At 48.8% G+C, this 22,121-nt stretch carries 17 protein-coding genes; 2 read left to right on the top strand and 15 right to left on the bottom strand.

All coding sequences use genetic code 11. The features are described 5' to 3' along the window. Window positions 1-160: 160 nt before the first annotated feature. The 15 genes from IC230_RS24475 to IC230_RS24545 all read right to left on the bottom strand — a co-directional run bounded on the left by IC230_RS24475 (window position 161) and on the right by IC230_RS24545 (window position 19,472). Window positions 161-1,792, bottom strand: a complete 1,632-nt coding sequence (locus IC230_RS24475; RefSeq protein ID WP_191041689.1) for a hypothetical protein — start codon at window positions 1,790-1,792, stop codon at window positions 161-163. Window positions 1,793-1,809: 17 nt separating this feature from the next. Next, window positions 1,810-4,059 (bottom strand): hypothetical protein, encoded by a 2,250-nt coding sequence (locus IC230_RS24480; RefSeq protein WP_191041690.1) that lies wholly within the window; start codon window positions 4,057-4,059, stop codon window positions 1,810-1,812. Then, window positions 4,056-5,249 (bottom strand): BatA domain-containing protein, encoded by a 1,194-nt coding sequence (locus IC230_RS24485; protein WP_191041691.1) that lies wholly within the window; start codon window positions 5,247-5,249, stop codon window positions 4,056-4,058. The genes IC230_RS24480 and IC230_RS24485 overlap by 4 nt, the downstream gene beginning before the upstream one ends. 53 nt (window positions 5,250-5,302) lie before the next feature. Next, on the bottom strand, window positions 5,303-6,154 hold the full coding sequence (locus IC230_RS24490; protein WP_191041692.1) for a DUF58 domain-containing protein: 852 nt from the start codon (window positions 6,152-6,154) through the stop codon (window positions 5,303-5,305). 68 nt (window positions 6,155-6,222) lie between these two features. Then, on the bottom strand, window positions 6,223-7,212 hold the full coding sequence (locus tag IC230_RS24495) for an AAA family ATPase (protein WP_191041693.1): 990 nt from the start codon (window positions 7,210-7,212) through the stop codon (window positions 6,223-6,225). A gap of 76 nt (window positions 7,213-7,288) precedes the next feature. Beyond that, window positions 7,289-7,906, bottom strand: a complete 618-nt coding sequence (locus IC230_RS24500) for a DUF4159 domain-containing protein (protein WP_191041694.1) — start codon at window positions 7,904-7,906, stop codon at window positions 7,289-7,291. A 166-nt stretch (window positions 7,907-8,072) separates the two neighbouring features. Next, window positions 8,073-8,582 (bottom strand): GNAT family N-acetyltransferase, encoded by a 510-nt coding sequence (locus IC230_RS24505; RefSeq protein ID WP_191041695.1) that lies wholly within the window; start codon window positions 8,580-8,582, stop codon window positions 8,073-8,075. Between the two features lie 19 nt (window positions 8,583-8,601). Further along, window positions 8,602-9,288: a Uma2 family endonuclease gene (locus tag IC230_RS24510; protein ID WP_191041696.1), complete on the bottom strand. Its 687-nt coding sequence runs from the start codon at window positions 9,286-9,288 to the stop codon at window positions 8,602-8,604. Window positions 9,289-9,366: 78 nt separating this feature from the next. Further along, the gene (locus IC230_RS24515; protein ID WP_191041697.1) at window positions 9,367-9,891 is read right to left on the bottom strand and encodes a GNAT family N-acetyltransferase; all 525 of its coding nucleotides are present in this window, start codon (window positions 9,889-9,891) and stop codon (window positions 9,367-9,369) included. A gap of 95 nt (window positions 9,892-9,986) precedes the next feature. After that, window positions 9,987-11,324 carry a TldD/PmbA family protein gene (locus tag IC230_RS24520; RefSeq protein ID WP_191041698.1) on the bottom strand — a complete coding sequence of 446 codons (1,338 nt, stop codon included), beginning with the start codon at window positions 11,322-11,324 and terminating at the stop codon, window positions 9,987-9,989. Between the two features lie 121 nt (window positions 11,325-11,445). Next, window positions 11,446-13,086 carry a TldD/PmbA family protein gene (locus IC230_RS24525; protein ID WP_191041699.1) on the bottom strand — a complete coding sequence of 547 codons (1,641 nt, stop codon included), beginning with the start codon at window positions 13,084-13,086 and terminating at the stop codon, window positions 11,446-11,448. Between the two features lie 93 nt (window positions 13,087-13,179). Further along, entirely contained in the window at window positions 13,180-14,538 is a 1,359-nt protein-coding gene (locus tag IC230_RS24530; protein ID WP_191041700.1) for a TldD/PmbA family protein, read from the bottom strand. A 96-nt stretch (window positions 14,539-14,634) separates the two neighbouring features. Further along, window positions 14,635-16,275 carry a TldD/PmbA family protein gene (locus IC230_RS24535; protein ID WP_191041701.1) on the bottom strand — a complete coding sequence of 547 codons (1,641 nt, stop codon included), beginning with the start codon at window positions 16,273-16,275 and terminating at the stop codon, window positions 14,635-14,637. Window positions 16,276-16,354: 79 nt separating this feature from the next. After that, a complete protein-coding gene (locus tag IC230_RS24540) occupies window positions 16,355-17,728 on the bottom strand; it encodes a TldD/PmbA family protein (RefSeq protein WP_191041702.1) in 1,374 nt (457 codons plus the stop codon). Between the two features lie 85 nt (window positions 17,729-17,813). Next, window positions 17,814-19,472: a TldD/PmbA family protein gene (locus IC230_RS24545; protein WP_191041703.1), complete on the bottom strand. Its 1,659-nt coding sequence runs from the start codon at window positions 19,470-19,472 to the stop codon at window positions 17,814-17,816. A 204-nt stretch (window positions 19,473-19,676) separates the two neighbouring features. Between IC230_RS24545 and IC230_RS24550 the strand changes: the two genes are divergently transcribed. Both IC230_RS24550 and IC230_RS24555 read left to right on the top strand, forming a co-directional pair. Then, entirely contained in the window at window positions 19,677-19,892 is a 216-nt protein-coding gene (locus tag IC230_RS24550; protein ID WP_191041704.1) for a hypothetical protein, read from the top strand. 394 nt (window positions 19,893-20,286) lie between these two features. Continuing rightward, the coding region (locus IC230_RS24555; protein ID WP_191041705.1) for a S8 family peptidase at window positions 20,287-22,121 on the top strand (1,835 nt) is incomplete at its 3' end.

Here is a 22,121-nt window from a genome sequence, read left to right on the forward strand (position 1 = left end):
TCACCCCTCCCAAAACCCCGGAGGGGTGACATCATTTCACCCCTCCGGGGTTCTAGCTCGATTGGTGGTTACTTTTTCTACAAAGATTACACCCTTTCAGGGTTGACAATCAGAACTTAACCGCCCTGCCCTTCAGGGGATTCAGGGGTTTTGTTCGCTCTTAAAATTTCGGCTCGACCCAAAGTGCCGTAAAGCAGACTACGATCAGCAAAAGCCAGGCCCAGTTAGGTAGTTTAGCCGTGGCTTTTCGATCAGTTTGCTCTATCATGGTTTGATACTGATTGTGAGCGAGTACAAACTGACGAACGACTTTGGCGTCACGTAATGGCGCATCGGAACCGTCAATGTATACGGCCAGTGAATCTTGCAGGGGTTGCCAGCCGGATTGACTGAACGAAGAAGTGCCTGCCGCCAGGCGGTCGTTGATGGGCGAGTAGGTAAGAGGTAACGTATCATTCCCAACCCGAACAGTACGTGACCGGCTAGCTGGATTATTGATAAAAATCGCTTGCTGGATTCCGCTATAAATGGGGGCATTGACCAGAACCGAATTTTTGTCGGCGTGCGATAATCTGGCCAGCACCGACATCCACACCCGATTATACGTAACGCTGTCGCCACTGAGCGAAAGAGGATAGGTTTCACTTAGCAAGCTAACCCCTACACGCCCGCTGGTCTGCTGAACGGCTATTGGATAACCCGGAACCGTAAATTGATTCAGATTATCAACGAAGCGATATGGGAGAGCCGTCAGGTTATTGCCAATAGGTACCGTTGCTTCGTTGGACGTTTTGCGAACCTGCCAGAGACTACCAACGGCCTGATTGATCGCCCGGCAATCGGTTTCGGGATTCGTTAGGTTGATAAACAGGACAGCCTTTCCATCAGCTATGGCCTTCCGAATGGTTACGTTATTGGCGTTCGCCGGTTCGGTAATGATCAGATCCGGTACCGTTTTTCCTGCCGATCTTCCGGCTTTGTTAATGCTGACATTACTGCTAATGTCTTTGGAAAGTGTAGCTGATAATTGAACCGTGTGGCCATGTTTCCCTAACCAGCCGGCCAGGGTTTTGCTCTCAAAATCAGGGCTGTTGAGCAGGAATTGTACCGTAAGTGGCTCTGTCCGGCGGGTGAAGAAGTGAAGGGTATCGAGCGTAGCCTGATCTACTGTCAATTCGGTCTGAGTATGTCCCTGCGTAAAAGCTGGGAAATGAAGAGAAAATGGATTTTCGCCTTCATGCAGAGCGACGCTGTCTACTGTTTTATTGCCAAATCGGAGACGTAACGTTTGATTCGTAGACGATAAAAGTCGCCCCGTTACGTGCTGGATTTCACCTTGCCGTACCAAGCCTTTCCAGCGAATGTTCTGTAATTGATCTGGCTGATAATAGGGAATCCATCGTAGGCTGGCGCTGCTGAGTTGGGTAAGGATTGGGGTTGGAAAATTCTGCCCGACGAGCGTAACGGAATCATACTCCGGCTTGAAGTTGCGGCTGGTAAAACTCTCCTGAATGCGCAGACTGTCTTTCACGCTGGCAGCAACGGCAGATGGTACGTTATCGGCAACCAGCAAAGCGTGGGTGGCTGGCTTCGAAACAGGCCATTGAATTTGCAGAAAAAAGCCGACCAGCACTAGCCAGAGCAATGCGTTTAAGCCCGCTCGAAGCCATTTGCGGCCGTTCGGCAGCGATTGATTCCGGGCAATGAGCCAAAGTTGGCCAATCAATACGATCAGCAACGTACTGGCAATTACCCAATTGATTGAATTTGTCCAGTTAATGGTGGTTTGCATAAGGGCTGATCAAAACGCTACCTCAGTTTTCGCCAGAAAGTCTGTTGCAACGTACAGTCGCTAACGTAAGACGGTCCGGTTTGCTCCGACGTGTTTGTCAATACGTATAGCTTTGACTTCAATTGAGTTTTTTCCTGAGCAGATAGTGGTTTGCCTCCGGCTAACTTTTGCAAGCCTGCCAGTACCGACCAGTTTTGCATACCGCTATTCACTACGTTGTTTGCCAACGCATTACCAAGTTGCTGTACCGTTTGTCGTTGACGGGAATCGAGTTTGGGCAAATCCAGATAACCGAGCGTTTCGGCAACCAAAGCCTCGATACGTTGTTGACTATACGTTCGCGATTGATCGAACGAGGTCGTTACGTTCTTTAGCTCGCCCGTTAGCCGGGTTTCTTTCTCTTTCGTTTGTGGCGGATCGAAGCCCGTTTTCTTAACGTACGACCGGGCCTTCTGCTGCGACAGTTTCAAGTATTTAAGCGCTTCCTGCTCGAAGGGCAGGGCTTTCTCAGGCTCGTACATGCGCAAATGCAATTCCGATTGCCACATGTTTTCCAGCGCCATCTTCAACAGCGACCGCGTCGATTGCTCATGAAACGTATTGGTCTCGGCGTCATCGTGCGAGTGCATGTACTGCTCCATCAAAGCGGCCAGCGGGTCTTTGCTATCGTCGGATTTGCCACCCCCACCATGATTGTGACCATCGTCGGCTGAGTGCGTTTGCACGGGAGCAGGCGTTGCGGTTTGCTCGCCTTCACCCTCGTCGTGCTTGTGCATATACGCCTGAATCGCGGCCATACCGGCTACAACAGCTCCGTCATTGTTCGTTGGAAGAGGGTTTCCTCCACCAATGTTTTTCTCAAATTCTTCGCCCAGAAATTGACCGTAACGAAGCCGCAATGCTTTCTGATCGAATCCGATTTCGTTCGACTGGCTCTTGAACGCATGGGATGTGGCTCCTTTGACCGTCATCTTTTTACGCCCGGCAATCAGTTTTTCCGTGTCGATAATAATCTGCCGCTGGCTTCGGAAATACTCCGGCATGATGTTCACCGCCATCGTTGCCAGTTCACTTTCTTCGACCTGCGTCGTGTCTTTGTAAACGACAAAATACGTATCGGACTTGGTGAAATTCGGTTCAGGCTGGCGGTTATCAAAAGCGGCCCAGTAGTAGTACAGCTCGTCACCTGGCGCAAATTGTAACGCACTCAGATCAAGCGTTTTGGCGATTCGGGTTTCCTTAAAATTGCGCTGATCCAGCGGCATTTTTATTTCTCTGAACTTCACATTCTCGCCCGAGCCCCGCGCTACGGTAGCGACAATAAACGCCTGCGTTACGCTGAAATCATCCGAAAATTTAGCCGCTACGTTCAGCAATTTCGGATCTTTCAAATAATGGTAGCGATACAACTCCTTTGATTCCGGCTCAATTTTCGGTGCTAAATCAGGCTTGGCTTCGAGCCGGTAAAAATCGGATTGATAGACTAACGAATCCCGTTTCGCATCGGTATGCCAGTAGGCTTTGATAGAATACAAGCCGGAGTTAATCAGACGGTCCTGATACGTAAATCCGTCGCCAGTTTGTCGGAAGGCCAATTCCTGTCCGCGGCTACTGACCAGCTGAACCGATATTTGTCGATTATCACTGAAACGTACCTGCCAGGTCAGCGCCGAACCGACAATAGACGACGCGTTTAAGTTCGACGAGTTAATAACCGGTAACTGCGTATAAGCTGGTGGCTGGACCTGCAGGCTAGCGGATTGAAACGTAGGGGCAGCGGCTTTCTGCTCTGGTACAAAAGCTTCCAGAAATCCACGTTGTTTGGGTGGGTTTGGCGTATCGTTTTGCAGTAACGGATAACCGAAATGAATACCGAGAACCGCCAATAGAACAAGTCCATATAGCCCAATTTTCGACCAGACTACAACCGGAATACGAACATGCTGAATGTGTTCGTTCAGACGATCGAGCTGTAGTCGTTCAGCCAGATTGAGTTGCGGTTTGGTTAGCAGAGGAAGGCTATATTCTACGTCGCCAACGGTTTGGTGTATCAACTGAATGGCCTGAGGCTGTTTGTTTTGATAGAGCTTGCTGAAAAAAACGCCAGCTCCAAATCCGATCGCGCCGACCAGAATCGGCCAGACAGTAGGACCTGTAAAGGTTGCTGTTAACAGATAAGCTGATATCGCCAGCAGGATGCAACGTAACAACGCGTTCGCATATAGCTGATACGTAACCGACGATATAAGGCGTTTTAGTTCGTTCATGCGTTTCTGGTTAAAGCGAGCCAACGTTCGAGTCCTATCAAAACAACAAATGTCAGTAGCAGTACGTTTTGCAGACCTGCCTGTTGGTGTGTACTGGATTTGGCTGACGTAACGAACAAGGCTTTTAAATCCTGCTGGCTCAGCGGTTTTCGATTCAAATTCAGCTTGTACTGTTTCAGAAACTGCTCACCCAGCCATTCGGGAAGCTGCCCTGTTTCAACCCGCTCGGAGGTTTGTGGGGTTAGGGTTTCGTTCGTGAAAATGACGTTTTCGGACGGAATAGATTGCGCTATTCCCGAAACAACGTAAAGCGTTTGTGAAGATGGTTTTGCTGGTAACTGGTCGGTTAGAATCCAACTGTATTGGCGGTTGGCTACCGGTCGGTCGTCAATAGATAAGTCCAGCGAATACACATCGATAAGTGCGGAAAGGGCGGCTTTTACGGTTTGCCGTTCCTTCTCATTCCGATAATTGAGTAATGTAGAAATTGGTCCGGAATGGGCTGGAGCCGATTGAAATCGTACAGTTGGATCAAGTGCTGGACTATTAATGAGTTTCCCCGCCCGGTTGACAAATAGCTTTTTATCGCCTTTTACGGCCAGATAGGCCCGTGGAGCGTTTACTGAATCGACCATCGTATGCAATTGGAATCGCGCAGGAACTGTAATGGCCGGAACGCTGGCCAAATCCTGATTCGCCGTTACGTATAAATTCAGATCAGTATTTTTGGCGTCGAGCTTATTGATGGCCGTCTGGAGACGTAACGGACTAAATGCCGATGGTTTTTGCGTTGGGGTAAGTTGGTCGCTTACGGGTTCCAGCTGTTCATTGGCCCAGACGATACGTTCTCCTTTTTTTCTGGCTTCCGTCAACTCAAAGCGAAAATTGTCGGCAACGGAGGCACTAGGCTGAACAAGATGAACTTTCTGAATGGTTGGTGGCTTATTGAACCAGTTCAGAATCGGTTGAGCGAGTAAAAACGCTAACAAAATCAGTAGTAAACAGCGAATGAGCAGCAGCAGAATGTTGTCGAGTCGAATGCCCCGGCTCTGTTGCTGCTGACTTTCGGTGAGCCATTGTGTGGCAGCCCAAGGCAGCGGTTTGCCCTGTTTCTGATGCCAGAAGTGAATCGCTATTGGAATAGCAATCGCCAACGCACCCCACAATAAAAATGGCTCAATAAACTGCATATTGTTTTCTTTCGCCACAGACCGCTCCGGCGGCCTAGTCTATGGCATAATTTTTAACTCAATAAAAACTGTTTCAACACAAGGGCCAATGGGTCGCTTAACCGCGTGCGAATAAGCCGCACGTGCGGGATGCGTAATGCCTCTTCCAGCTTGCTCAAATAATCCGATGATCGTTGCCGGACAGTCTCCCGGATGGCGTCAGCCTGTAGTTCAATCTCTTTGCCGGTTTCCAGATCCTGAAACCGATAGAAACCACTCATTGAGAAATCCATTTCCTGATCGCCGAGTATCTGAAAAAGAACGATTTCGCGTCGTGGCCCGGCTATCGTCTGAATCAGGTTTATCCACTCATCGTTTATCTGCAAAAAGTCGGAGGCTATAATCAGCATCTCAGCCTGCTTACGGCCAAACTCAGGAATAGAAGCCGCTTGCTTGTCCCAGGCTCCCGACGCCTTCGCTAGTTCGAGCGTAGCCACTAATTTCTGGAAAGACTGTTTGCCGGCTGGAACGGCCGTTTGTACCATACCATTGTGTAAGGTGTACAGACTCAGTTGATCTCCCTGTCGATTCGTCAAATAAGCCAGCGAAGCCAGTAGAATTTTAGCGTATTGTAACCGACTGACACCCGCTTCAGCATAATTCATCGAACCCGACAAATCCAGCAACAATCGGATTTGCTGATTACTTTCCGTTGACGATTCCCGAACCAGATAATGACTGGTCTTTGCGAAAAGCTTCCAGTCAATACGTTTTGGATCATCACCCGGTACGTAGTGTCTGAACTGCTCAAACTCCGTCCCAATCCCCGACCGTCGGCTGAGCTGAATACCCAGCATCAACTCATCGCTGACCAGTTTGCCCGCCAGTTGCAGATTGTTGAGTTTAATGAGGTCGTTGATGAGCATGATTTTACTGGATTCGGTTCACGACTGCCAAGTCACGAAGTTGCTGACGTATCAAGCACTCGTAAGCACTACGTTAATTTGAGTTCGGTCAATAACTGCTTAATGACTTTGTCAGTCGTAATTCCCTCCGCTTCGGCGCGGAAGTTGAGCGCAATTCGATGGCGCAGAATTGGGTAGGCCAGCGTCTGAATGTCTTCCGGAATAACGGAGAATCGTTCGTTCAGAACGGCCCGGGCTTTGGCGCATAAGACCAATGCCTGACCCGCGCGCGGTCCGGCTCCCCACTGACTCCATTGCTTCACGTAAGCCGAAGGAGAGTCAGCCGGACGGGTAGCGCGAACGAGTTTATTAATGTACCCAATCAATTCGTCGCTGATGTGTACCTGCCGCGTAAGGGTTTGTAGTTCGAGAATATCCTGATCCGAGAGAACCGTATTCAGTTCCGGTCGATTCGTGCCGGTTGTACTTTTCAATACGTTTAGTTCCTCAGTCTCTGACGGATAGCTGAGCTTGATGTAGAGCAGAAACCGGTCTAACTGCGCTTCGGGTAGGGGATACGTACCAGCCTGCTCAATCGGGTTTTGGGTGGCAATGATCAGGAAAGGTTTGGGCAGCACGTAATCTGTACCGTTATACGTAACCTTATACTCCTGCATGGCTTCGAGCATAGCCGCCTGCGTTTTGGGCGGAGTCCGGTTAATTTCATCGGCGAGTACTACGTTAGCAAATAGTGGCCCCCGGTTGAATACGAACACTTTGTGGCCTGTCTCGTGGTCATCTTCCAGAATTTCAGTGCCTACAATATCGCCGGGCATCAGGTCAGGCGTAAACTGGATACGCTTGAAACGCATCGCCAGCGCATCGGACATGGTTTTTACCATCAGGGTTTTGGCCAATCCGGGTACGCCTTCGAGCAGGCAATGACCTCCCGCTAAAAGCGCAATTAATACCTCACTGATCGCTTCCTGCTGGCCAATAATTACCTTTCCAATCTCGCTTCGTAGCTGGGGTAGTTTGGCTACCAGTTTCTTGTAGTGTGTTAAGTCTGTTGATTCCAATGGTTCTATCTATCAGGTTGTAAAGAGGGACTAATTAATGTAAAATGAGCCATGTAGAATGGTTCATTATCAGCTCCTAAGCTGTGAGTGCATACGTAACAATATTGACGCCGAACTTGGTATTGTCTTCAGCCAGAAAGCGCTTATTCCGAAAGTCGTAATCCCACTCGCAACCGTAATCTTTGTTGCTATAAAGCACACCGATACGTCCGTTGATGGTAATCGCTTTCAGGTAATCGTGCACCAGATCGTCGCCCCAGCCATTCAACTCGAACGACGTAGTGGGCGGGCCTTCGTCAAATTTGAAAAAACAACTATAAATCGGGTGGGTGTTCGGAATTTTCTGTAAGGCTTTCGGCCCGAATGTTCGTGCCATTTCCTGCTCGAACGATTTGGCAAATAAGCCATCAACGTCGTGGTTACAATCATCGACGAATACGAAGCCGCCATTCTGAACGTAGCGTTTAAAATGGTCGCGCTCCTGGGTTGAAAACTCAACCAGCTTGTGGCCACTGAGGTAGCAGAACGGACTTTTAAATAAATCAGGGCTGCTCAATTGGACTACTTTCTCTTTCTGATCAATCGGTAGCGTAGTGTATTCCACCAACGAATGCATCAGGTTCGATGGCATTCGTTGATCGGTATCCCAGTCGCCGGAAGTGTATTGAATTCGGGTGAAAAAAAAAGGTTTCAAGTCCGTTTGTTGAGTGAAAAATTAAGCTAACAGCCGTATGGCTTCGGTTCGATATTACTATTAGCAGTTAATTTTATATTCATTTTAGTAGATGTCCAGTAAACCTATATAACTGATGAAATGGACGTCTTCTACGGTTAAAAATACATGTATTTCAGCTATATAGCTATGGAATTAATGGTTTTTCCATGATAAAGTCTTCCATCAGGAAACCATCGCCGATGTCAATGTCTTCGTTCCCCACGATGCTAAAACCCATGCGTTCGTAGAACTGAATGGCCTTGTTGTTGCGGTTTACATTTAGGTCTAATCGATCGTTGCCATGACGGGTTGCCAAGTCTGCGACGGTATCTATCAGTAACCGACCCACACCTTTACCCTGACTAGCGGGCAACAAATAGATTTTATGAATCTTTGTGATGGATTCGCCCTGATAATTCGATTCGTACGAAACATAACCGAGATTCTCGCCACTATCTTCGTCTTTGGCTAACAGAAATACGTGATTTTTGTCATTAATCTGACTTTTGAGCGCATCCAGACTATACATCATTTCCAGCATGTAATGAATCTGTGAAGGCGACAGAATTTCTCCGAACGTACTAGGCCAGGTTTTATAGGCAATGTCCTGAATGATCGGCAACTCGTTCTCAGTGACTTGGGTAATGGCAATCATTGTGGTTTGGACTAACGTGTCAGGCTGATTTCTTTAGTAAAGCCTGTAACGTGTCGAGATTCGTTTTCTTATCGAAGATAGCCTGCACCGGAATCTCAAAACCTGATATGGTCAGTGCTTTGAGCGTATCATTCAGGTACAACGCAGCGACTGAAGCAAAGGCCATTGTCGGTTCATCTAACTGATATTGCTCGACGGACTTCCGAACCGGATCAATAATCCAATATTCACGAACGCCGTGGGCAGCATAGTCTTCAAATTTGATTTCCTCAACGGATGTTGCTCTGTCGCGACCAGTTGTGCTTTTCGACAGAATCTCAACAACCAAATCCGGTGCTGGATGCTCCATCTGGTCGTCTTCAAATGAGCTGGCCGTTTCGCTATTCCAGAAACAGATATCCGGCTCGTAATCATTCCGTGTCAGACCAACAAGAGCCTTCTCTGCATCGACAGCTCCTAAGTCGTAGAGATGAACATAAACTCGTAGCAAGGTTAATAGATTCGACGTAGCGTCCAGATGTCGACGCTTTACGGGCGAATGCATAATGACTTCACCATTAATGAATTCAGCTTTAATGTCATCGCGTAACCACTCCCGAAATGACTTCCTGCGCTGAGCTTCATCGGCCAGAATAGCCTGTGCACGCTCAATCACTAATTTGGCGTCGGGTGCTTCCAGTAAATCAGCAACACGGGTTTCGAGCATTTCACAAATTTCTATTGGACTATGAAGTTATGTAAAATTTCAGGATTTCTGACGGTTAGCTATGAACGAGCAGGATCATCATTGGCCAAATCCAAAGCCGGGTTTGGTCCAGGCCATGAGCAAACTATTTTCAAAAGAACCGTCCATATTCCGGGTTTTATTTTTCATCCGACCTTCCTGAACAAAGCCTAAGCTATGGTACAGGCTAATAGATTTTTGATTCGATGCTCTTGATTCAAGCTCCACCCGCCCTACTTCAGGAAAGGTTTGCTGGACCTCGTCCAAGAAAGCCCGGAAAAGCATCTTTCCTACGCCCTTTCCCTGATAGTCAGGATGGACCGCAATCGTCAGCCCCGTTAGGATGTGATCAAAAATGTGCAGTCCGTATTTTGACGCGTGAATCTCGGCAACGAGTTGATTGGTTGCATCAATCGCAACGAGCATAAGGCCATGACGTTCAATGGTTGAGAACAAACCATCTACGTACTGATCCGTTATTTCCGCTTCTGTTCGGGCAATGCCCTGACTGATTCGGGCAACTTTTCGATGCAGGTCAACAATTGATTTTTTATCCTGACAGGTTGCCTTCCGAATGATAACCATAACAAGCCGTAGATAGTACCATTAAGTTCGATGGTTGGCGCTGGTAACGTATTAGGACCAACCACCGAACTCAGCAGAAAATAGTTTCAACTTTCTTATACCGCATCCGATAAACTGGTAAACGTAAATTCACGAATCTTCATTGGCGGAATCAGGTAGTTCTGATCCGATTCGGTGCTGACGACGCGTTCCGGTTTGCCCAATGCTTCAAGGTTATTGAGCATGATGATCGGACTTTCGTTGAACCGGAAGTTTTTTACCGGGTGCTTAATCTTACCATTTTCGATGTAGAACGTACCATCGCGGGTGAGGCCCGTCAGCAAAATAGTTTGTGGATCAACGGATCGTATGTACCAGAGTTTCGTGACTAAGATACCGCGCTGGGTACTTTTAATCATGTCTTCCAGCGTAGCGTTTCCACCCGCCATGATTACGTTGTTAGGGCCTGGAACCGCTTTCTTTCCCTGTTTCTGCGCCCAATACCGGGAATACGACAGATTTTTTACAACTCCCTTCTCAATCCACATCGTTTTTTCCTGTGCCCGGCCATCTCCCGACCAGGGCGAAGCGGGCAGATCAGGATTGGTGGGATCGGAGTAAATTGTCACTCGTTCATCAACGATTTTATCGCCTAATCGCGACTTGCCGCCTGCTTTGCTGAAATACGACCGACCCTCGTCGGCCGAACGGGCGTCCATATTGAAAAAAATATTTTCGAGCAGAACGACAGCGGCTGTTGGTTCCAGAATCACGGTGTATTTACCCGGTTCGATAGCCCGGGCCTCGGCTGATCCCTGTGCTTTCTGAATGGCAATGCGAGTGCCTGCTGCTGTATCCAATTTGCTGAAATCGCTGTATCCCCGCGCTACGTAGCCCGATCCTTTGCCGTCGTTTGTGCGGACGGTCAACGAAAAATTAACGCTCGTGCTGGGATAATACGCAAACAACCCTTTGGAGTTCATCATGGCCGTGTAGCCATAATTATCCTGTAGAAAGCCAGCCGCAACCAGGTCTTTCTCGCGCGAGAGTTGCAAACTTTTGTTAACAGCATCGGCTCGTGTGTCGGGTGTAATCTTCGCGGTCGAGTCGAAGAAGCCATTCGATTTCAGGTACTGCTGTGGGCCTAAAACACCAACGTATTCGGGATTTTCAGGCGCCAATCGAGCCAGTTCCTCAGAGCGACGGACTACTTTTTCAAGCGAAGCATCGTCGAACTCATCAATGGTCGCAACACCGACTTTTTTGCCAAAGGCCGATTGAACCTGTAAGTTTTGATTGATCAGGGAGCCACTGGTCGACACTTCGTTGCGAGCGTAGCGAAGGTTACCGCGTTCTTCGCCCAGCAGATTAACTTCGCATTCGTCAGCTTTCGAGTAGCTTAAAACTTTGGTGAGCAGGGCCTTGGCTTCTGCTTCGGTAAGAATGATGGCCATTGCTTTTGGTCATTATGAGTCATTAATTGTCATGTATAGTCATCCAGTTACCATTACTTGTTTACCTGATAGTAGGTTATAATGAATGACCAGTTGATGACCAAAAATGACAACTTAATGACTATATTTTTCTAGCTGTATTGATTACGTTAACGCCGTTGAAACGGGTCGTAGAACTGCCGTGAGATACGGCACTCGATTGAGGGGGCTGCCCTTTGCCGTCGAAGAACGAACCGCCGAGTCGGTAGTCGCGCTCATCGCAAACAGCGACGCAGGAATTCCAGAATTCCTGCGTATTCGATTGATACGCTACGTCCTTAAGCATACCCGCAATCTGACCGTCTTTAATTTCGTAATACAACTGGCCGCCGAATTGGAAATTATAGCGTTGCTGATCAATCGAGAATGAACCGTCGCCAATGATGTAAATGCCTTTCTTGACATCCTTGATCATATCCTGAACCGACAACGGTGTCTTGCCCGCTTCCAGTGATACGTTAGCCATGCGCTGAAACTGGACTGAACTCCAGCTATCGGCGTAGCAGCAACCCTGCGATTCTTTCTCCCCAATGATGTGAACCTGATCACGGATGGCCTGGTAATTCACCAGTGTACCATCTTTAACCAGATCCCATTTTTTGGTTTTTACCCCTTCATCATCATAACCCACAGCGCCCAGCGAGCCTACCTGGGTTTTGTCCGCCACCAGATTAACCTGCTTGCTACCGTAGTTAAAGTTCTTCGCCTGCCATTTGTCCAACGTAGCAAAACTGGTTCCGGCAAAATTAGCTTCGTAACCCAGCACGCGGTCAAGTTCAAGCGGGTGGCCCACGGACTCGTGGATGGTCAGCCACAGGTGCGACGGATCGAGAACCAGGTCATATTTACCCGCTTCCACCGACTTGGCAGTATGTTTTGCCCGGGCTTGTTTGGCCGCTGCCGTTACGTCTTCGAGCATGTCATACCCCTTGTTGTAACGGGTTGTGATACCCGTTACTTTATCGGCTGGGTTACTTTGCAAATACTCGTACCCCATACCGACCGGTGCGCTGAGTGACTGCCGGGTTTCAAATTTACCCGTTTTAGGATCGATAGCCGTAACGGTAAAGAGCGGCCAGATGCGATGGATGTCCTGATCGGCATACGTACCATCGGTGGAGGCAAAATACTTCTGTTCGTTGACCATGAACAGAATTGAGTTCACAAAATTGGCTCCGTTTTTCAGAGCTGCGCTGTTCACCGACATCAGTAAGTCTACTTTTTCCTGAATCGGTACTTCGAAGGCATTTTTTGTGATGGGTGCTTTCCAGGATACTTCCCCGTAGCCTTTTTGGGGAGCCAACTGCACGGGCTGTTTCATAAGCTTGGCATTGGCTTTAGCAATGGCCACGGCTTTTTCGGCGGCTTTGGCCGTATCGGCCTCACTTTTGGCATCGACTACAGCCGCAAACCCCCAGCAACCGTCGGCAATGACCCTAACACCGACACCATACGATTCAGTGTTGACAATGTTCTGAACTTTATCCTCACGCGTGACGACGAATTGGTTCAAATAACGACCAACGCGAACGTCGGTATACGTAGCGCCTTTGCTTTTGGCTGCGTTCATCGCTGCATCGGCCAGGCGCTTTTTCGTTGCTACGTCCAAACCGGGTTCGAGCAAAATTTCCGGGGTTACGGGCCGGGAGAAGGCCGGGAGACTCGGTAGTAAAATACCGGTCGTACCCATGCCTAAGAGTTGATTAAAATCTCGGCGATTCATGGTGGTAGGAATTTAAACACGTAGGCACAAAGGTCAACGACTTATCAATGGAATTCTTCCTTATGAACGCCGTGCCTTTGTGTCAACGAAAAACTAAACGGCATCCGACAGACTGGTGAACGTAAAGTCGCGGATCTTCATTGGCGGAATCAAATTGCCTCCCGCCCGAACCGGCTTACCCAATGCTTCAACGTTGTTCAACATAATCACCGGACTTTCGTTGAAGCGGAAGTTTTTAACTGGGAATTTGATCTGCCCGTTCTCAATGTAGAACGTACCGTCGCGGGTAAGGCCGGTATACAATTGGGTTTGTGGATCGACGGCGCGGATATACCAGAAGCGCGTTACCAGAATCCCTTTATCCGTGCTCTTGATCAGGTCAGCCAGCGATTGCGTACCCCCCATCATAATGAAGCCACTGGCAAACGGAATGGGCTTAACGCCTTTCTTTTCGGCCCAGTAGCGCGAGTAGTACATATTTTTCACCACGCCGTTCTCGATCCAGGTGCGTTTTTCCTGAGGAAGGCCAAGGCTATCACCCCCACCACCCCCGCGTCCGCCCCCACCACCTCCTCCGCTAAAAGGCGCTAGAGGTAGCTCTGGATTCTGTGGATCAGTAATGATCGTCACCCGTTCATCGAATAGCTTTTCGCCCAGGCGCGTACCGCCCCCTTTCTTGCTCAGGAAGCTACGGCCTTCGTCGGCCGAGCGAGCGTCGATGCTACGCATCATGTTTTGCAACAGTTCGACTGATGCGGTTGGCTCCAGAATCACGGTATACTTACCCGGTTCGAGCGCCCGCGCACTTGCCGACGCCATCGCCTTTTGCATAGCAATCTGCGTCGTGGCTTTCGTATTGAGTTTCGTTACGTCGTTGACATCCGGGTTTGCGTAGCCTGAACCCAGACCATCAGCCGTGCGGACGGTAATGGAGAAGTCAACCCCCGTTGACCGGTTATAGCCGAACAATCCTTTGCTGTTACCGATTGAGGAAAAGCCCGTAGTATCTTCCATGTATCCGGCTGCGGTCAGGTTTTTCTGCCGACAGGGATCAATGCTATCGAAGGCTGCCTGAGCGCGAAACTCCGGGTTAATTTTCGCCGTACTTTCAGCGTACGTTTTTGTTTCCAGATACGTCTGAGGCCCTAACATGGGCATGTATTCCGGGTTTTCGGGCGCCAGTTGGGCAATTTCCTCCGCCCGTCGAACCGTTTTTTCGAGGGAGGCATCGTCAAATTCATTGATGGTTGCCGTTCCCGATTTCTTGCCGTACACAGCCGTTACCGCCAGCGCAATATTGTCCGATTCGCCACTGGTCGAAACGGAGTTACGTGCGTAGCGGATATTGCCCGTACGATTGCCTGACAGGCTGACACTGGTTTCGTCAGCTTTCGAATAGGCGAGAACCTTGTCGATTATTTTTTTAGCCTCTTCTCTGGTTAAAATGGCCATTTCTAGTAGTTGATTAGTGATTAGTCATGTTGTAGCCGTATAGGTCCCTTATAAAGAGACACAGCATTCAACCTGTGGATACAACATGACTAAAGCTTATATTTTTCTCGCTGTATTGATTACATTAACGCCGTTGAAACGGGTCGTAGAACTACCATGCGAAACGGCACTCGACTGCGCAGGCTGTCCTTTTCCATCGTTGAAAGCACCACCCAACCGATAATCGCTCTGGTCGCAAACGGCGACGCAGGAATTCCAGAATTCGCGGGTATTCGCTTGGTACGCTACGTCCTTGAGCATACCGGCAATCTGACCATCCTTAATTTCGTAAAATAACTGGCCGCCGAATTGGAAATTATAGCGTTGCTGATCGATCGAGAATGAACCGTCGCCAATGATGTAAATGCCTTTCTTGACATCCTTGATCATGTTCTGAACCGACAACGGTGTTTTGCCTGCTTCCAACGATACGTTAGCCATGCGCTGGAATTGCACTGAACTCCAGTTATCGGCGTAGCAGCAACCCTGCGATTCTTTCTCCCCAATAATGTGGACTTGATCCCGAATCGCCTGGTAATTCACCAGAATCCCGTCTTTGACCAAATCCCATTTTTTGGTTTTTACTCCTTCGTCATCCCAGCCCACAGCGCCCAGCGAACCTACCTGCGTTTTGTCAGCTACCAGGTTAACTTCTTTACTACCATAGTTGAAGTTTTTCGCCTGCCATTTATCGAGGGTCGCGAACGACGTACCAGCGTAATTAGCTTCGTAGCCGAGCACACGGTCGAGTTCAAGCGGGTGGCCAACCGACTCGTGGATGGTCAGCCACAGGTGCGAAGGGTCGAGAACCAGGTCATATTTACCCGCTTCCACTGATTTCGCGGATAACTTTTCTTTGGCTTGCTTGGCGGCTGAAGTAATGTCTTCGAGCATATCATACCCTTTGTTGTATCGGGTCGTGACACCGGAGAGTTTGTCGCTCGGATTAACCTGCAAATACTCGTAGCCCATGCCCATTGGCGCACTCAGCGAATTACGAGTAGCAAACCGACCGTTCTGCGGATCAACGGCTGTTACGGTAAAACTCGGTCCAATCCGGTGAATGTCCTGATCGGCATACGTACCATCGGTGGAGGCAAAATACTTCTGCTCGTTCACCATGAACAGTACGTTGTTCACGAAGTTGGCGCCGTTTTTCATAGCCGCTGCGTTGGCCGATAGCAGCAGATCCACTTTTTCTTTAACCGGCACTTCAAACGCATTTTTCGTAATAGGCGCTTTCCAACTTACCTCGCCAAAGCCTTTCTGGGGAGCTAGCTGAACCGGTTCGGTTAATAGCCGGGCATTCGCTTTCGCAATCGTCACGGCCTTTTCGGCGGCTTTCGCTACAACGGATTCATCGCGAGCATCGCTCACAGACGCAAAGCCCCAGCAGCCATTGGCAATCACGCGAACGCCAACGCCGTAGGATTCGGTATTGATAATGCCCTGCACTTTGTTTTCGCGCGTGAGCACAAATTGATTCAAATAACGACCGATACGAACGTCGGTGTACGTAGCGCCTTTGCTTTTGGCGGCATTCATGGCCGCATCAGCCAGCCGTTTCTTCATGGCTACGTCAACACCGGGTTCCAACAGGGCTTCGGGTTCGACACTACGGGAAAAAGCGGGTAGGGCAGGCATTAGTATACCCGCTGTCCCCATACCTATAAGTTGGTTAAAATCGCGACGATTCATAAAAATTAGTCAATAGAGGTAAGCTGAAATAAATCAGTCAATAGATCGGCTATTGACTGACAACTGTGACTGACGACTTTTATACGGCGTCCGAAAGGCTGGTGAACGTAAAGTCACGGATTTTCATTGGCGGAATTAGATTACCGCCCATGCGAACAGGTTTGCCCAACGCTTCAAGGTTGTTGAGCATGATCACCGGACTCTCGTTGAAGCGGAAGTTTTTCACCGGAAACTTGATCTGTCCGTTCTCAATGTAGAACGTGCCGTCGCGGGTCAGACCTGTGTACAGTAACGTTTGTGGATCGACTGGACGGATGTACCAGAAACGCGTCACCAGAATTCCTTTTTCGGTACTTTTGATCATATCGGCCAGCGATTGTGTACCGCCTTCCATGATAAAATTGGCGGGCGCCGGAATCGCTTTCACCCCTTTTTTATCCGCCCAATAACGCGAGTAGGAGAGATTCTTCACCACCCCTTTCTCGATCCAGGTTACTTTTTCCTGCGGACGACCATCGCTGCCCCCGTTGAAGCGGCCTTGTCCACCTCCACCACCCCCTCCTCCGAACGGTGACGCAGGGACTTCAGGGTTTGTCGGGTCGGAATAAATTGTGACGCGTTCATCGAATAATTTTTCGCCCAGGCGCGTACCACCGCCTTTTTTGCTCAGAAAACTACGGCCTTCATCAGCTGAGCGAGCATCGAAGGAGTTCATCATAGCCGCCATGAGCGATGCATCCACATTGGCCAGGAGAGCGGCTGGTTCCAGAATCACGGTGTATTTTCCTGGCTCCAATGCCCGGGCACTCGCTGATGCCTGCGCTTTCTGCATGGCTATTTCGGTAGCTTCTTTCGTGCTCAGTTTCGATACGTCGGTAACATCGCGGGTGGCGTAACCCGAACCTAATCCGTCCGCCGTGCGCACCGTGACCGAAAATTCAACCGAAGTTTCCCGGTTATAGGCTGATAAACCTTTGGTGTTGGCAATAGCCGTGAATCGGGTCGAATCTTCCATGTATCCGGCAGCCGTCAGATTCTTTTTGCGGCAGGGGTCAAGGCTATCGAAGGTAGCCTGCGCCCGAAAGTCCGGGGTCATTTTTGCGGTACTTTCAGCGTATGGGTTTGCGGCCAGATACGTCTGTGGCCCCAGCATGGGCATGTACTCGGGATTTTCGGGCGCTAACCGGGCAATTTCTTCAGCCCGTCGAACGGTCTTTTCCAGCGATGCGTCATCAAATTCGTTGATGGTGGCCGTGCCTGACCGTTTGCCGAAAACCGCCATGACTGATAACGAAAGGTTATCCGATTCGCCACTGGTCGATACCGCATTCCGGGCGTAACGGATATTGCCCAGACGCCCTCCCGACAGACTGGCGCTCATCTCATCGGCTTTCGAGTAAGACAATACCTTGTCGAGTATTTTTTTTGCTTCGTCTTTGGTTAAGATTGCCATGTCGTTTTGGTTAGGTCACAGACCGGGCCGCCGGAGCGGATACACGGAGATAAGAACTCTCTGTGCATTTCTGGGGCATAACGGTTTAAATTTTTCTACCTGTATTAATTACATTGACTCCATTGAATCGGGTTGTGGCGCTTCCGTGTGAGACAGCGCTAACCTGTGACGGCTGGCCTTTGCCGTCGAAGAACGAACCGAACGTGCGGTAATCATCCTGATCGCAAAGCTGGGCGCAGGAGTTCCAGAATTCCTGGGTGTTGGACTGGTACGCTACGTCGTCGAGCATCCCAACGATTTCGCCGTTTTTGATTTCGTAGAATAGCTGGCCGCCAAACTGGAAATTATAGCGTTGCTGGTCAATAGAATACGAGCCTCGTCCGATAATGTAAATCCCCTTGTCGACACCTTTGATCATGTCGAACACGGAGCGTTTTTCGGTGCCCGCTTTTAGGGATACGTTCGGCATCCGCTGAAACTGTACGGAATCCCAGTTATCAGCGTAGCAACAACCGTTAGACTCTTTCTCGCCCAGAATAGCGGCCTGGTCGCGGATAGCCTGGTAATTCACCAGAATGCCATCTTTAATCAGATCCCACTGTTTGCAGGGAACTCCTTCGTCGTCGTAACCAACAGTTCCCAACGTGTTCGGCTGGGTTTTGTCCGCTACTATATTGACCAGTTTACTGCCATAATTGAACGATTTACTTTTCCATTTATCCAACGTAGCGAAGCTGGTTCCGGCGTAGTTGGCTTCGTAACCCAGTACGCGGTCAAGTTCAGTCGGGTGACCTACGGACTCGTGAATGGTCAGGCCAAGGTGGTTTGGATCGAGAACCAGGTCATATTTGCCGGGCTGTACGGTTTTAGCCTTCAGTTTTTCCTTCACCTGTTTGGCCCCTAACGTAGCATCTGCAAGCATATCGTAGGAGTTTCGATACCCCACCAAATCGTTAGGAGCTGCGATTTTTTCGGACGCCAGACCATCAAGGTATTCATACCCCATACCCATGGGCGAACTGAGAGCATCACGGGTTTTGAACTTCCCCGCTGCCCGATCAACTGCCGAAATGGTGAAGGTTGGCCAAATACGATGAATATCCTGATCAATGTACGAGCCATCGGTGGAGGCAAAATATTTTTGCTCGTTGATAAAGAACAGATTTGACGTAACGAAGGCCGCTCCATTATCCAGGGCCGCGTTATTCACCTTCATCAGTAAATCAATTTTTTGCTGGACTGGCACCTCGAAAGCATTCTTCTTGATCGGGGTCTTCCAGGTCACTTCCCCTACGCCTTTCTGAGGGGCCAGCTGCACGGGTTCACTCTGAAGTTTGGCGTTGGCTTTCGCGATGGCTACAGCCGTCTCGGCGCATTTAGCGATAGCGTCGGGCGTAACGTTGCTTGTCGCGGCAAACCCCCACGTACCATTCGCAATCACCCGAATTCCCATGCCATACGACTCGGCATTAACGATATTTTGTACTTGTTTCTCCCGCGTGAAAAGGTACTGCTGCAGATAACGGCCAATCCGAACATCGGTATACGTAGCCCCTTTGCTTTTAGCCGCGTTCAGCGCAATATCAGCCAAGCGTTTTTTTGCAGCGTTGTCCATTCCCGAATGGCGACTGGTCATTTCCGATAGGTAATCGGACGATACGTTGCTACCCATCACGGGAATATTGGCCGTTAGTAGTCCGCCAATCCCCAGTCCCGACAACTGGATAAAGTCTCTCCTTTGCATTATTTAGTGAAACATTTGTTGATGACTGAGTTTCCAAGTGCTCAGAAACACGAATATGGCCAAAAATAACAGATAGGTCGGTATGTATTGTCTTTTTTATGACAAATGGTAAATTGGTATTTATAAAAAATGTCATAATAATATTCTGAAAATCTTATGTCAAACAGATTAATTTGGATAAATAACTGAAAGATACACAGTACAATGACAACGTATTCGCAGCAACTGGAGGAATTTATACAAGACGTATTGATCACTGTACATGCTAACATTCGTGACTTAGAAGAAAAACGAACTTTCGCTGACCCGGAGGAACACGACTACATTGATGGCCGCTTGTTTAGTTACGTAGAGATGCTGGCAATTTTGCGTACGTCGGCCCGAGACACAGGTCTTGATCCAAAGAAAATTGGTTTATGAAAGAAAAACGATTTGAAGAGATAAGCCAGTCTGTTAAACGAAAGGCGCATCCTCATAATTAGGATGGATATTAGTTTACCGTTCCCTCAGTTTTTAGCTATATCGCGCCCAAAAATTAAATTTTATCGACCGTTTAATCAATAAGTGCATTTTGGGGATTTGATTACATAATTTGACAGAATTATGTGCATACTATTGTAAAATGTTGATTGATAGATATTTATGTGTATAATCGAAGGGATGCATTTTGGTTTGTATCAAAATAATATAATTAGTTTACTTATTTGATGAAATTTCTGAGTTTGATAATGGCTATTTGTCTTACTACCTTACTGCCCCAGTATATACACTGAGACAACTGTATCAATCAGTTCATCCATCAACCCCTTCTTTTATGTTAAACCGTTTACGAAACAACAGTCTACTTGCGATCATCTGTAGCCTGTTTCTCTTAACGCCATTCACTGGGTTCGCACAGAATCCAGTTGAAGAAATTAAGCAGGAGGCTCAAGCCGCCAAACTTACGCCTGCTCTGTTGAGTGTTCAGCAGGAAGCCCAGCAAAAGACGAATCAAAAAGCAAAGAACCTCCGCCAGGCAGCCTCGTCGGATAATGAGACAGGGTTGACGAAAGTTGACCGGACACAGGTACACGATGGCCTGATTGGCATTGAAGCCGTTTCGAATGAAGCAGACGGTCAGTCATTGCTAAATTCCTTACAAGCCCTGGGGCTACAGGAAGGCCGGTATTTTAAGCGAATCGTTTTTGGCTATTTCCCAATCGATAAACTGGGTCAATTAAAAAGCGTTAATACCCTGCACGTCGCCCGCCCGGCCTATACTGCCTTTAAAAACGTAGGTAAGACAACTTCGCAGGGTGATAGAGCCCAAAAATCTGACGTTGCCCGGCAGATGTATAACGTATCAGGCGCTGGCTCGAAAGTAGGGGTTATTTCCGATTCGTATAACTCTCTCAGAGGAGCAGCGGATGGTGTGGCCTCCGGCGATTTACCTCCCAATGTTCAGGTCGTACGGGATATTCCAGCTCGCTATACAGGCTCAGATGAAGGTCGGGCGATGGCTGAAATCGTTCATGACGTAGCGCCCGGCGCAAACATTGCTTTCAATACGGGTTATGAAACCAAGATTGACTTTGCTCTGGGTATTCTGAATCTTGCCGCAGCAGGCTGTAACATCATCGTGGATGATCTTATTTACTTTGCTGAGCCTTTCTTCCAAGACGGTATTCTTGCACAGGTTGTTGACGAAGTGGTGAAAACAGGCAAGGTCACATACTTCTCATCAGCCGGGAACAATGCTCGTCAGTCGTATAGCAGTGGGTTCCGCAATTCCGGAAAACCCGCGCCTGGTCTTGACCTGTCTTGGGGCCACGCCCATGATTTTGTTGGTAATGGCACGATCACACAGCGGGTTCAAATTGCGCCAGGTGGTGAATTTTTTCCCATTTTCCAATGGAGTGACCCTTTCTACTCAGAAAGCATTTTGTCGGGAGGTGTATCGGGTGCCAAGACCGACATGGATATTCTGGTGTATTATCGCGGTGTTCTCCAATTAGGTCTATCGAGCATCGATGGCAACGTAGGCGGGGATCCTATTGAATCTATTGATATAGTCAATAATTCGAGTTCTACAATTGAAATTGAGGTTGCCTATGTTAAATATGAGGGCCCAGATCCGAGTATCATCAAGTTTGTCGATTTTGGCTTTAGCAATGCCGTTCAGTATGCTACGCAAAGCAGCACGACTTACGGCCATGCCAATGCAGAAAAAGCTATTGCTGTTGGTGCCGTTCGTTGGTCTCGTACGCCTGTTTACGATCCGGTTAATTCCCCGATTCCTGTTATTGAGTCATTTTCGTCAGCGGGTGGCACGCCCATTCTGTTCACCGAATACGGCCAGTCCTTCCCAACCCGAGTGCGGTTGAAACCTGAAATCTCCGGACCCAATGGTGGTAATACAACCTTCTTCGGTCAGGCTTTCCCCGGGGGTGATGGCGATAACTTCCCTAACTTCTTCGGTACATCCGCTTCGGCTCCTCATGCAGCCGCTGTAGCTGCCCTCTTGCAGGAGAAAGCCAAGCTCGCCATGAGTCCAGCCGATATTTTGAAGCGTTTGGAGGTAACGGCGATTGATATGGACGATCCGCTGACACCCGGCTTCGATGTGGGCTTCGACTTCCGCACCGGCTACGGCTTCATCCAGGCCGACAA

The organism is Spirosoma validum (genome assembly GCF_014699035.1).
Taxonomy (GTDB): Bacteria; Bacteroidota; Bacteroidia; order Cytophagales; family Spirosomataceae; genus Spirosoma; species Spirosoma validum.

Bases quoted from the DNA above. Each gene is read 5' to 3' on its own strand.
- IC230_RS24485 (WP_191041691.1), bottom strand. From the start codon at position 5,249: ATGCAGTTTATTGAGCCATTTTTATTGTGGGGTGCGTTGGCGATTGCT.
- IC230_RS24550 (WP_191041704.1), top strand. From the start codon at position 19,677: ATGACAACGTATTCGCAGCAACTGGAGGAATTTATACAAGACGTATTG.
- IC230_RS24505 (WP_191041695.1), bottom strand. From the start codon at position 8,582: ATGATTGCCATTACCCAAGTCACTGAGAACGAGTTGCCGATCATTCAG.
- IC230_RS24475 (WP_191041689.1), bottom strand. From the start codon at position 1,792: ATGCAAACCACCATTAACTGGACAAATTCAATCAATTGGGTAATTGCC.
- IC230_RS24515 (WP_191041697.1), bottom strand. From the start codon at position 9,891: ATGGTTATCATTCGGAAGGCAACCTGTCAGGATAAAAAATCAATTGTT.
- IC230_RS24520 (WP_191041698.1), bottom strand. From the start codon at position 11,324: ATGGCCATCATTCTTACCGAAGCAGAAGCCAAGGCCCTGCTCACCAAA.
- IC230_RS24525 (WP_191041699.1), bottom strand. From the start codon at position 13,086: ATGAATCGCCGAGATTTTAATCAACTCTTAGGCATGGGTACGACCGGT.
- IC230_RS24480 (WP_191041690.1), bottom strand. From the start codon at position 4,059: ATGAACGAACTAAAACGCCTTATATCGTCGGTTACGTATCAGCTATAT.
- IC230_RS24510 (WP_191041696.1), bottom strand. From the start codon at position 9,288: ATGCTCGAAACCCGTGTTGCTGATTTACTGGAAGCACCCGACGCCAAA.
- IC230_RS24540 (WP_191041702.1), bottom strand. From the start codon at position 17,728: ATGGCAATCTTAACCAAAGACGAAGCAAAAAAAATACTCGACAAGGTA.
- IC230_RS24545 (WP_191041703.1), bottom strand. From the start codon at position 19,472: ATGCAAAGGAGAGACTTTATCCAGTTGTCGGGACTGGGGATTGGCGGA.
- IC230_RS24535 (WP_191041701.1), bottom strand. From the start codon at position 16,275: ATGAATCGTCGCGATTTTAACCAACTTATAGGTATGGGGACAGCGGGT.
- IC230_RS24530 (WP_191041700.1), bottom strand. From the start codon at position 14,538: ATGGCCATTTTAACCAGAGAAGAGGCTAAAAAAATAATCGACAAGGTT.
- IC230_RS24490 (WP_191041692.1), bottom strand. From the start codon at position 6,154: ATGCTCATCAACGACCTCATTAAACTCAACAATCTGCAACTGGCGGGC.